Source organism: Lysinibacillus sp. FSL K6-3209, from assembly GCF_037976175.1.
Lineage (GTDB): Bacteria > Bacillota > Bacilli > Bacillales_A > Planococcaceae > Lysinibacillus > Lysinibacillus sphaericus_D.
The window spans coordinates 3,190,913-3,202,917 of sequence record NZ_CP150264.1; the positions used below are offsets into that span (position 1 = coordinate 3,190,913).

General features: G+C 36.2%; 11 protein-coding genes. 2 read left to right on the forward strand and 9 right to left on the reverse strand.

Translation table 11 applies throughout. From position 1 onward, the window contains the following. Window positions 1-150: 150 nt before the first annotated feature. The 3 genes from MHH88_RS15545 to MHH88_RS15555 are packed head-to-tail and all read right to left on the reverse strand — an operon-like array spanning window position 151 to window position 4,931. Window positions 151-1,962, reverse strand: coding sequence for an ABC transporter substrate-binding protein (locus tag MHH88_RS15545; RefSeq protein WP_339259192.1), 1,812 nt, complete (start codon window positions 1,960-1,962; stop codon window positions 151-153). Window positions 1,963-1,987: 25 nt separating this feature from the next. Beyond that, window positions 1,988-3,484 (reverse strand): ABC transporter permease, encoded by a 1,497-nt coding sequence (locus MHH88_RS15550; protein ID WP_339259194.1) that lies wholly within the window; start codon window positions 3,482-3,484, stop codon window positions 1,988-1,990. Window positions 3,485-3,500: 16 nt separating this feature from the next. After that, window positions 3,501-4,931, reverse strand: coding sequence for an ABC transporter permease (locus MHH88_RS15555; RefSeq protein ID WP_339259196.1), 1,431 nt, complete (start codon window positions 4,929-4,931; stop codon window positions 3,501-3,503). Window positions 4,932-5,099: 168 nt separating this feature from the next. On the opposite strand from MHH88_RS15555, the gene MHH88_RS15560 reads away from it, so the two are divergent. Next, window positions 5,100-6,836, forward strand: a complete 1,737-nt coding sequence (locus tag MHH88_RS15560) for an ABC transporter ATP-binding protein (protein WP_339259198.1) — start codon at window positions 5,100-5,102, stop codon at window positions 6,834-6,836. On the opposite strand, the gene MHH88_RS15565 is transcribed toward MHH88_RS15560, so the two are convergent. Then, a complete protein-coding gene (locus tag MHH88_RS15565; RefSeq protein ID WP_339259200.1) occupies window positions 6,818-6,988 on the reverse strand; it encodes a hypothetical protein in 171 nt (56 codons plus the stop codon). The two genes, MHH88_RS15560 and MHH88_RS15565, sit on opposite strands and share 19 nt — an antisense overlap. Before the next feature lie 55 nt (window positions 6,989-7,043). Between MHH88_RS15565 and MHH88_RS15570 the strand changes: the two genes are divergently transcribed. Beyond that, the gene (locus MHH88_RS15570; RefSeq protein WP_081327855.1) at window positions 7,044-7,214 is read left to right on the forward strand and encodes a YjcZ family sporulation protein; all 171 of its coding nucleotides are present in this window, start codon (window positions 7,044-7,046) and stop codon (window positions 7,212-7,214) included. A 183-nt stretch (window positions 7,215-7,397) separates the two neighbouring features. Here MHH88_RS15570 and MHH88_RS15575 read toward each other — a convergent pair whose 3' ends face one another. The 5 genes from MHH88_RS15575 to MHH88_RS15595 all read right to left on the reverse strand — a co-directional run bounded on the left by MHH88_RS15575 (window position 7,398) and on the right by MHH88_RS15595 (window position 11,903). After that, complete coding sequence (locus tag MHH88_RS15575) at window positions 7,398-7,820, reverse strand: NUDIX domain-containing protein (RefSeq protein ID WP_339263095.1); 423 nt, start codon at window positions 7,818-7,820, stop codon at window positions 7,398-7,400. Between the two features lie 202 nt (window positions 7,821-8,022). Beyond that, entirely contained in the window at window positions 8,023-8,589 is a 567-nt protein-coding gene (locus tag MHH88_RS15580; RefSeq protein ID WP_339259202.1) for a DUF4256 domain-containing protein, read from the reverse strand. Window positions 8,590-8,647: 58 nt separating this feature from the next. Beyond that, window positions 8,648-9,472, reverse strand: a complete 825-nt coding sequence (locus MHH88_RS15585) for a hypothetical protein (RefSeq protein ID WP_339259204.1) — start codon at window positions 9,470-9,472, stop codon at window positions 8,648-8,650. Then, window positions 9,469-10,758 (reverse strand): DNA methyltransferase, encoded by a 1,290-nt coding sequence (locus MHH88_RS15590; RefSeq protein ID WP_339259206.1) that lies wholly within the window; start codon window positions 10,756-10,758, stop codon window positions 9,469-9,471. The genes MHH88_RS15585 and MHH88_RS15590 overlap by 4 nt, the downstream gene beginning before the upstream one ends. Before the next feature lie 704 nt (window positions 10,759-11,462). Then, complete coding sequence (locus tag MHH88_RS15595) at window positions 11,463-11,903, reverse strand: YfmQ family protein (protein WP_069508675.1); 441 nt, start codon at window positions 11,901-11,903, stop codon at window positions 11,463-11,465. Window positions 11,904-12,005: the final 102 nt, after the last annotated feature.

A 12,005-nucleotide genomic window follows, 5' to 3' on the forward strand; every position in this document is an offset into this window, starting at 1 on the left:
TGCCTAACTCCCCTTCTTTATCTTTTTCTCCATATACGATTAAAACACAGAAAAGTTCCAATTTTAAACAAATAATGTAGCTTTGTACTAAAAAAGCACTTCATCCATAAAAAATGGCTTTGAAGTGCTTTACATAAAGTGGCAGATACTTTATTTACTAGCTTTATAAGCACTTAGGAATTCTTTTACCTTTGTGCTATCTGCTGTTAGTGTTAGACCTGTATCAACAAGTGGGGAAACTGTTGAAACGGCTGGTTTTTTATTACCTTGATAGAAACTAATAAATTCATCTTGGTTAATCGAGTAAAGGATGGCTTTACGCAAGTCTGCAGATTTCGAAACTTCACGGCCTTTTGGATTGATTAGTAAATAGGATACGGCATTACTATCCGCTGTTTTTAACGCTAAGTTTGCATCACCTTTTACAACATCAATTTTCGTTTCAGGCACAGATTGTAATACGTCAATTTCACCATTACGTAGAGCAGAAAGTGCTGAGTCATTATCTTCAATGAATCGAACGTTAATATGATTGATTTTCGGCTCGTTTTCAGTCCCTACTTGGTAAGCTGGGTTTTTGACAAACGTTGCTTCATAATCATTTTTTTGAACTAAAATGTAAGGTCCAGATGCCGCTAAATGATTGGCATATGTTGCCCCTTCCGTTACAGTGGCTTGGTCACCGTATGCCACATTTACATTTGGGTCATAACTTGCTACGTCAAATGTATTGACTGCTTTAACTGCCGCTTCAGACACAATTCCGCCCGATTGGTGAGCTAAATAGTTTAGCACTTGTGGGAAAGGATTCGGTGTTGTTATTTTCACAACTTGATATTTACCTGCTGCATTGTCTACACTCGCTTCGTCCGTTACAACTTGTGCAATCGCTGCAGGAAGTTTAGCCGATAATTCCTCTAAAACTGATTGACCGTCAGCTGTTTTCACTGCTTCAAGTGCAGTTAAATCTGAAACAATTTCTACAGAATCAATATTCTCATGAATAGAGTATGTGCGGTGATCTGGTACTGAATTTTGATCTTTTGCGCGTTGTAAAGAGAATACAACGTCTTCAGCCGATACTAAATCGCCACTATCTACCGCTTTGCCATTTTCCACCTTAGCAAAATTGATATCATCGCGTAAGACGAAATAGTATTCTTTGTTATTTTCGGAAATTGCGTGATTATAAGATAGTGAACCATTAGAAACGACCTCATCTGTATCAGATAAATTCACTAATCGTACATACATATTTGTATTTAATGTATTAATGGAACCGTCATTTCCTTTTACCGGGTCAAGAGAAGTTAAGGAAGCAATCCCTTGATGTAAAACTAATGTATCTGTTGCATTTTTAGCGGTATCATTAAATGAAATTGTTTCCCATGCTTGTGCACGTGATTTTGGTAAACGGACAGTGTCTGGATTTACTTCTTTTGCATAAATTCCTTGGAACTTTTGAGAAATATATAATGGTGCAATATACGCATTATCAAACACTAGTGCTTGCTCTAGCTCTTTATACTTCTCTTTTGCAGCATCCCCCGTTAACGTACTTGCTTCATCTATTAATTTATCGACAGTGGCATCGGCAGTCACACTGTAATCTCCACCTGTTTTAAATAACCCTCTTACTGCATAGTCTGGATTGCCGGTTACAGTTGTCCAGCTAGATATCGCTACATCATAGTTGCCAGCATCTTTTTGTGCCGAGTAAGAACCAAAGTCTGGTTGAATATTTAACTTCACTTCAAAACCATTTTTCACTAATTGGTCTCGTACAATATTCATATCTTGTTCTTGTGAAGCCATCCCTAGCACTTCAAGAACTGGTTTAGTACTAGCTGTTTCTGATTGATCATCTTTATTTTCTACATTTGATTTTGTTTCTACACAACCAGCTAACGCCACCGCAGCAACAGTTGCTGATGTAGCCAATGTAAATAATTTTTTGTTCATCTGTCTTTTCCTCCAATATAATAAGTTAATTTGTTTTCGGATCAAGGGCATCGCGTAATCCATCGCCGAAAAAGTTAAACGATAAGACGAGTAACATAATGCATAACCCTGGGAAAATAGCCACATAAGAATTGGTTTCTAAATACGTACTACCAACTTTTAAAATATTGCCCCATTCTGGTATATGCGGCTCTATACCGAGTCCAAGGAAGCTTAAACTACTAGTCGATATGACCGCTCCGCCAATTGTTAAAGTCGCTTTTACTATCATCGGCGCAAGAGCGTTCGGTACGATATGTTTAAAAATAATGGCGGCATCTGATACCCCTAACGCCTTTGCTGATTCAACAAATTCAAAATTGGCAATTTGCATCACATTGGCGCGCATCGTTCTTGCATAGGTTGGAATAGCCCCCACGCTCAATGCAATAATTAAGTTCACTGTATTTGCGCCAAATGCTGCAATAATTGCAATAGCTAGTAAAATCCCTGGGACAGCATATAAAATATCTAGCAAACGCATGATAATATTATCTGTATTTTTTCCGTAATAGCCTGAAAATGCACCGAGTGCCCCTCCTATTACAGCTGGTATAATCGTAGAAAAGAAACCAACGATTAATGAAATTTGAGCACCAAATACGATTCTAGAAAATAAATCTCGACCAAAATTATCAGTTCCGAGCGGATATTCTAAAGAAGGTGTTTGCAGCAAGGCACTATAATTATTTTGCACTGCAAAGTCGTAATCAAATGTCCATGAACTCACGACTGACAGCGAGAACATAAAAATAATGAAGAACATGCCGAATACAGCCATCGTATTGCGCAAGATTTTACTCCATATTTTTTGCCATTTTTCTACTGCCGATGGATCTGTATTGCGCGCTTTTTTAATTAATGTCAAGCCAAGCAGTAATGAAAATAAATTGCCAGTTAGTGTAGGTAAAAGTAACATCACACCAAGTGGTATCATCCATTTTGGCGCATTACTAGCCGTAACGTAACGTGCGACAAGTACAGCCATCATGGCATAAAAGACAGCGAGTGCTAAAAACGCACCCATTGCGAATAAAAATGTATCGACTACATAGGGTTTAAATAAATTCAATGCTGAAATAACGATTATACAAATTTGTGTAATTAAGGCGTAGATAGCAAAAGTATATTCTGCCGTTTTATTTTTTGTTGCGAGCATAAAACCAAAACCTGCCGCAAAGACATTGCCCACAACGACTGTTAGCATTAATGGGTAACCAAGCAATCTTGTTCGCTTTTGAATTTCTCGTTGTTTAGCTAAATCCTTTTTTATTTGCCACGTTGCGACCCATATATACAAAGTTGTCGTAACGTAAATTATAAAAAACCCAAGGACATAGGGACGCCATACACCGTCAGCAAAATTAAAACTATTTAGTAAAAACAACACTGAAAAAATAGCAGAAAAGACAATGGTAAACTGTGCATTGACATATTCTTGCGTTATTTTCATTAGCAGCTTTACATTCGAGATGAATTTCACACTATCCCCTCTCCTCCTAAGATTTCTTCATTTTTGAACGAATACGTGGATCAAAGAATGCATATAACACATCAATCACCATGTTGACAATCGAAATCGTAATCGCAATATAGACAACCCCTCCAAGGAGTGCCGGTATATCCGGAATAAATTGTTTATCAACGATATAGCTCCCAATACCACTGATGTTAAATACTTTTTCCGTAACAGAAGCACCGCCAAGCATACCACCAAATAACAGACCGATTACCGTAACAATAGGAATCATTGCATTGCGAATCGCATGCTTTGTGATAACCTTGCGCTCACTTAATCCTTTCGCTTTGGCTGTAATAATATAATCCTCATGAATCACTTCAAGCATGCTCGACCTTGTCATGCGAGCAATCGATGCTGTAATAGAAGTACCTAATACAACAACTGGCATAACAATGGATAACCAATTATTCGGATTATACGTAGCCGGGAACCATTGTAATTTTAATGAAAACGTTAAAATAAAAATCAAACCTTGCCAGAAGCTCGGTATGGATAAACCAATAAGTGCGATCAACATAAATGCATAATCTGCAAAGGAATTCGGTCTTACTGCTGAGATAATCCCAACAGGAATGGCAATTGCCACCGCCATTAGTAATGACAATAGGGCAATTTCCAATGTCACAGGAAATTTATTCATAATACTTTGCGTAATATTTTCCTTACCTTCAAACGAATTGCCTAAATCAAACGTAAACAGCCCAGATAATGAATGCCATAGTTGCACTAAGTAAGGTTGATCGAGTCCATATATTTTATTAAAATTTGCAACTTGTTCAGGTGTAGCCTCAATACCTAACAAATTACGAGCAGGATCAAATGGCGATAAATATAAAATCGTAAAGACTAATGTGGCAACACCAACGATGACAAAGGCACTTTGAACTAAACGTTCAACGATAAACCGACTAAATGCATTACTACATAAAATAAGGAAAACATACATAAAAACGCCTGGAATAAATGACAAAACTAAAAACAGTGGATTTTCAAGCAGTTCGCTAAAATAACTCTTATAGGAAGGCTTTGCTAAACCATCCTTTGTTAATATTTTTTCTATTTCTCTATGTAGCTTTTGTTCTGTTAATTGATTAACAACCAAATCCAGTTGACGTTCATTCAGTGATTCATTAAAAAATGCAGCCTTTGTTTGTTCCTGTTGCTTATATTCCGCTGCCCAAGCATGTACTTTTCCCTCTGAAATAAATTGTTGTTTCATTTGTGCAAACAACGGCACATATAAATTTTCATTCTTTTTTAACAAATATAAAAAATATGTAACAACATGAACTGGGAATCCTAGTAAAAATAGCGCAATTGAATAACTATGTTTCCTCGTTATCTCACTAAAAATCCGTTTGAAATAATAATTCTCCTCAAACTTTTTAATATTCTGAAAATTAATCATGTATTTCCTCCTTTCTGCGTTTACTATAGTAGTAAGGTATGAAAATCAAACGAAATAATTTACATGACAGGTTATATTGTACAATCCCTACCTGTATAGTATAGTATGTATGAACGACTACATTTCGTCAACAAGAATATTTAAAATTTATAAAAGGATGAGCATTCGATGAGTGAAAAAATTCTTGAAATACAAGATTTACGCGTTTCTTTTATTACGGGAGAGAGTGAATTTGAAGCAGTAAAAGGTGTTAACTTTTATGTCAATAAAGGAGAAACAGTGGGCATTGTAGGCGAATCGGGTAGCGGTAAAAGTGTAACGGCTCGCTCCATTATGCGTCTTCTTCCTTCCCCCCCTTCTTTTTTAAAGTCTGGAACAATTCTTTTCCAAGGGGACAATCTAGTGACACAATCGGAAAAGCAAATGGAAGCGATTCGGGGAAAAGATATTAGTATGATTTTCCAAGACCCGATGACATCCACTAATCCAACCATTCGTGTTGGTGAACAAATTGCTGAAGGTTTAATGAAGCATCAAAAACTGTCTAAAAAGCAAGCATACGAAAAGACGATTGAATTATTAAAATCTGTTGGTATAAAAAATAGTGAGGAGCGTTATCATCAGTACCCGCATGAATTTAGTGGTGGTATGCGTCAACGTGTCATGATAACCATGGCCCTTGCCTGTAACCCTGCCCTGTTAATTGCTGACGAACCAACAACAGCTCTGGATGTCACTATCCAAGCACAAATTTTAAGCATTATGAAACAAATACAAGAGCGTCTAGGGACATCTATCATCTTAATTACACATGATTTAGGTGTAGTTGCCGGTATGTGTGATCGTGTCATTGTCATGAAAGAGGGAGAAATCGTTGAGGAAGGCACTACAGAAGAAATATTTGCTAATCCACAGCACCCCTATACAAAGCGTCTGTTACACGCTCTGCCAAAGCTTCATGAAAAAAAAGAACCGAAACAGCCACCCCATCTAGCACAAAATATAGATTTAACTGTACCGCTTATTGAAGTTCGCAATTTATCAAAGCATTTCGATTTAAAGAAAGGTGAGCTTTTAAAGGCAGTCGATGATTTATCATTCCGTATTTTCCCTGGCGAGACATTGGGGCTCGTTGGTGAATCTGGTTCAGGCAAATCAACAACCGGGCGTACGATTTTACAGCTCCATGAACCAACAGACGGTGAAGTGTTGTATAAAGGGGTACCTGTTACACGCTTATCTAAAAATGAGTTAAAAAGCATGCGACGTCATATGCAAATTATTTTCCAAGACCCCTATTCATCACTAAACCCTCGTAAAAAGGTGCTGGATATTATCGGGGAAGCGCTTGATGTACATAAATTAACGACATCAACAGAACAACGTCGTGCACGAGTTGAAGAATTACTCGAACTAGTAGGCTTAAAAAAGGAACATGCTTTACGCTACCCTCATGAATTTAGTGGCGGGCAACGTCAACGTATTGGCATTGCACGTGCTTTAGCTGTCGAGCCAAATTTTATAGTATGTGATGAACCACTGTCTGCTCTAGATGTTTCCATTCAAAAGCAAGTAGTGGATTTACTGAAAGACTTACAACAACGTTTAGGTTTAACCTATTTATTTATCGCCCACGATTTGTCGATGGTCAAACATATTAGCGATCGCGTTGCCGTTATGTATGGAGGAAAAATTGTAGAATTAGCAGAGAGCGAAGAGCTGTATGCCAATCCACAACATCCTTATACAAAGATGTTACTACAGTCTATTCCGATTCCAGACCCAGCCATTGAAAAACAAAAGAAACGCCAAGTCATGACCGAGGAAGAGTTGATGGTAAACCGTTTTAACTTAGACAATACACAACTTGTAGAAGTTTCTAAAAATCACTGGGTTGCAAAGTAACCAATAACGAATTGCACAAATGGTTTTTGTGGCGATTGTGGAGGTTTTTGTGGCGATTCTTGTGCATTTGTGGCGATTTCCTTTGTTCTGCTGGCGATTCCAACTATTTTAATGGCGATTTCATTATTTTTCTTACCCCAATGGATAAACACCCCTCCACTTCTTAGTAGTATACATACTATATATTGAAGAAAGGAGGGATTTTCCATGGGATACTTCGGCGGAAATGTAGGGGGCAGTTGGAACAACAATTATTGTGGTAACTATGAATACGGTAATAACAATGGCTATGGTTCAACATTCGCTCTAATCGTTGTATTATTTATTCTTTTAATTATTGTTGGCGCTACTTTCATAAATAGCAAAGAAGACTGCTAATTCTAACATACAGATTGATTGCACCTCTCTTTAAAAAAGGGTTATTCCCAGCCTAGTGACCCTTTTCATTGTGTTTCAAAATAGACGAGCTGGTTGAAATACTATCTTTACATTTTTCACTAGCTCCCGCTTTCATATGAAAGAAACAGTCACCCTGCAAATTTGCATGGATGACTGTTTTCGTTAATATGATAGCTTTAATAATCCTGACGCTACGTATCTTTTCAGCTCTTTTAAAACAAAGGTTTCACGCTGTAGCCATCGGTTGTTCTCTAATGTATTCCCCAAGTTTTCATTTTGTTTAATTGCTTCATCAATTAATACCCATTTCGGAGTAAATTGCAGTTCGGATTCGTATGCTTCTAGTTGCTGTGCTATCATCCTTGTATCATTTAATTCACAAAGATAATAATGGGATGTCATTTGGAATAATGTGTTGTCGTCATCATCAGCCACTTTCTTTTCATAAATCAAGCCCAGCTTGTTATAAACATAGCAATTCACATAACCTGTTTCTTCCCTTACTTCCCGTACTAACCCTTGTAAATGAGTTTCATTGTCCTCTAGGTCCCCCTCCTGGAAATTTGTAATCTCCCTTATTTGAATGAACTAGCAAAACTTTATCTTGATTTAAAATGATGGCTCTAACAGCTTCCCTAAAAATTGTATTTGTACAATGTGTACTATTTGGTTCCTCAAATACTTTGCTGAAAATCACATAACCACTCCCCTTAATACTAAATTGTAATAAATAAAAGCTTTCTAAAAAGCATAAACGCTCTAGAAAGCTCTCCGAAGTTTTTTATATTTATACTTTAAGCGCGCCACGGAAGCCTCTTGCAGCATAGTAGGAATCCGCTCCATTATGGTACATAAAGACCGTATCGTAGCGACGATCACAGAAAATGGCCCCGCCCAGTTTTCGAATATTTGCAGGTGTTTGTACCCAGCTCGACGTTTTTAAATCGAAAGTACCTAGTTCCTGCAATGCTCGGTATTGTTCTTCTGTTAAAAGTTCAATGCCCATAACCGTTGCCATATCTATCGCAGTATTTTCTGGTTGATGCTTCTTCCTTGACTCCAATGCTTCACGATCGTAACAAACACTTCTGCGACCTTTCGGGCTCTCCGTTGCACAATCATAAAAAATAAACTCCCCCGTATTTTCGTCATACCCTACGACATCAGGCTCACCGCCAGTGTTTTCCATTTCATTGAGTGACCATAGTTTTTCAGCTTTCGTCTCGAGCTTTGCTTGTACTGAAGTCCAATCAAGTCCTTGATGGCGATTCATATTTTTCTCAAATCGCTCTTGCAAAGTTTGAAGTAATTCCTCACATTGTTCGAGTGATAACGCTTTATTTTTCTTTGACATAGTTGTTTCCTCCTTATTATTTCTAACTTTGCTTCATAACCTATTATTTATTCATTATCTAATAAATCTCGTCCTTCAGTAAACCTTCTGAACTTAAAATATACTTTGTCTGCTGTTCAATACTTGAAAATGATTCGGTAGCAAAAAAAACACCATTAATATGTTCATCTTTTAATCTGGTTTGTAAATTAATATGTTCACTCGTAAATGGGTAATAAATTATTGCGTAAAAGCTAGCATTTGGACAAATTTTTTTAAATTTTCTCGCCTTATTGATGATTTCATCTGCCCTTTTATGGATATCTTGTTTTGCCTCAATTCTTCTGACATCGATACCAACCTTATAGGGCGCATTGGATGGATGTACTGCATCTAATTGAAAGTTTTCCCCATCCCATTCAAACTTAACTTTTTTAAAATCATCTGTTACGGCATTCTTTTTTAAAATAGTAAGAATCGCTTTTTCCCAACTACCTTTAAATTTTCTTATTTCTTTATCTACATAAAACCATCTATCCAATTCACATATTGCAGGAATTGCAAGTTCATTGGGCAACATCGGTTTAATATAACCTGCTAAAATTGCCGCTTTTTCTTTCGGTAACTTATCACAATATGTATCAATAGATATATCTAAATCTCGCTTAATCGCCCTTCCTGCAACATTTACCGTCGCTAAAATGGATTTGACCACGATAGGGTAAGCGCGAAATGCATTCGCTAATTCACCAGCAGTCATATTACCAAAATTAATAAATGGTACTTCTTTTATAAAAATAAAAGGTTCGAATGCGTGTAATAAAGCATTTTCGACGATATTTTGTCTATCTGACACACCATGAACTTGTGCTACTTGTTCTCTATGGCTACTATACTCCGTCAATTTTTCCCCTTCTTTCTTATAAGAACAGCATCCTCATAGTAAATTTTATTTTTCACATATTTCGAAGATTTCGTATTAACATTGGCTAAATGATGTTTCACAACATCTCGTTTAATAATTTGTGATTCTAAATTAAGGGATTGAGCCATTTCCACATACATTTCTCCTAGTTTAGCTTCTACATCTTTATAATAAGAAGATTGCACCACAAGACAAGCTTTTCCATTTGGTTTTAACACTCGTTTGATTTCATGTAATGACTCAAATGCATCTCTAAAATACTGTAGAAATATAGGTAGGTAATAACTTTGGGAGGCTTTTGCATGATGTTCTTTCACCTGTTTTAAAAAGGAACAAATACAACTACCCCATTTTTCGTTTATGTCTATATTTTTATCAGCAATAACAGGAGCTCCCATAGTTGCTCTTCTCACTCTATCAAAATCCGTATCTTGTTTATAGCCTAAAAACAATAGTTCTGGCTTTGTAGAAACAGCGTAATCAATGCGTGTTAAATACGGAGGAGAAGTAATGATATTATCTGCGGTACAATCAGAAAAAATCATTTTTTTACTATCCCCTTCATACAAAGAGGGATAGGAATAGTCACAATTTAAAATATTCGTATAGTATGTTTCTAAGTCTTTTATCATGGCCTTTACATAATGATAAAATAAATGATATGTATCTACTTCGTCGGTTCTCGCTTTACGTATTTCATTCACTAGCCATGTTGGATTTTTACCTATTTTGAATTTCCCTACGTATCTTAAACATCTAAATAGAACTGCAAAGTAAAAAGCTCGTATTGTATCTGATAATGGGGCATCCGAAATATCGCTGTGATGCTTACAAACATCGTCGATAGCTAGTTGAATTTTATTTAACACATTTAGATGTTTATCACTTACAAATTCTAATGTGTCTTCATTATTTAAAAATTCATCTTCTGCAAGTTTCACATGACTAGCAGTTTCCTTAATAGCATTTCCGATACTATCCAAATTCAATTCAATTAAATTTCTAGTTTTAGCTTTCGAAAAAATGACCATCACTGGGTTGATATCTATACCAAAAGATTTGATTCCTCTCTTTTGGCACACTAAAGCCGTTGTCCCACTACCCATCCAAGGATCGAGTACAATCGAGCTCTCATTAGCTCCTAAATAATCTAGCATATCCTCCACAAAGTATTCAGAGTAACTAGCATAATAGGGATGCCAATTGTGAATACCATTCCGTTCATTTTTTCCTCTTTTAGCTGACCTTATATTTTCTGTTAACATTTACTGACACCATCCATTCAAACGCCATGTATTATTAATAATTTTAACTAACCTCTAACCATTAGTAAGAAAATCACGTGTAATTCATGTATTTGCTAATTCTTATAGAAGGCAAATGCTGCTAACTTAAAGCTATTTTGTGCTGTAAAAACCATTTAACTTACTAAACACAGTACAAATTTTATAAACAAAATCCATCCTAGTCAATTTCAAATAAATACGACGTAAAAAAAAGAGGACTATAAATCTCAAACGATAGCAATTTTTTTACTATTTTAAAGAAGACGACGCAATAAAAGGGGCTGGGACATAACTAAAAAAATTTAAGAAGCAGACGAAAGGTGTTCATAATTTTTTGCTATATGGAGACCTTAGCTATTCTTGCTTTTGCAATTAAAAAAATTAGAAGTGTTCACTAGTTGTTGGTAGCGAAGGCGGTGACTCCAGCTCAGAACAGCACATAATGTTAGACGCTGGCATTCCGCGCGTTAGCGAGGGTTGCGGCTTACTGTGCTGAGCGGAAAGCACCGCCGTAGCGGACAACAACGGCATAGCAAAAAAGTGTTAGATTGATGGCAGTCAATCTAACACTTTTTCTCTTATGTCCCAGCCTCTTTATAATTAATTCTGTATTGCAATTTCTCCACTAGGTGTTCGCCGCTATAATAGCGACAACTGGTTGAATCATTTGCTATGAAAGCTTTTTATACTAAACCTTTGGACGTTGAAAAGTTTTGTAAACAATCAGAACTTACACTGTATGAAACGATATTTTCCTTGTATTTCTTCACGATGTCAACGTGATTATCATAATTAAAAACAAAGAAATGTATATCCTTTTTGCCTTTTTTCAAATTGATAACAAATGGTGTGACATTTGATTCAGGTTCTAAAAATAACTTTTCATTACCTGGGAAAATATAATGCTTTTTTAAAAATGAAGCTTCATTAAAATAGTTAGTAAATCTACTTTTTTCTTCTTCTTCTAATTTCTTTCCGTTATAGGTTACGGTAACATCTTTTGCATCCAGTTTTTTGTGCAGTTCAAATTTACTGACAGTCCATCCTACAACGATGCTTGGAGGACTCATTACCAATTTAACAATAGATCCAATCACTATTGTCATAACTAAACCCCATGTCATATCTTATCAGCTCTTTCATAATTTATTAATGTAGTAGCAAGTAATTTATTTGTATCACCTTCATTGCTCAGTGTCTCAAGAGGGATGTTTCATCCACTACTC

Coding starts and splice junctions, on each gene's coding strand:
- MHH88_RS15545 (WP_339259192.1), bottom strand. CDS start 1,962: ATGAACAAAAAATTATTTACATTGGCTACATCAGCAACTGTTGCTGCG.
- MHH88_RS15555 (WP_339259196.1), bottom strand. CDS start 4,931: ATGATTAATTTTCAGAATATTAAAAAGTTTGAGGAGAATTATTATTTC.
- MHH88_RS15560 (WP_339259198.1), top strand. CDS start 5,100: ATGAGTGAAAAAATTCTTGAAATACAAGATTTACGCGTTTCTTTTATT.
- MHH88_RS15570 (WP_081327855.1), top strand. CDS start 7,044: ATGGGATACTTCGGCGGAAATGTAGGGGGCAGTTGGAACAACAATTAT.
- MHH88_RS15580 (WP_339259202.1), bottom strand. CDS start 8,589: ATGTCAAAGAAAAATAAAGCGTTATCACTCGAACAATGTGAGGAATTA.
- MHH88_RS15590 (WP_339259206.1), bottom strand. CDS start 10,758: ATGTTAACAGAAAATATAAGGTCAGCTAAAAGAGGAAAAAATGAACGG.
- MHH88_RS15595 (WP_069508675.1), bottom strand. CDS start 11,903: ATGACATGGGGTTTAGTTATGACAATAGTGATTGGATCTATTGTTAAA.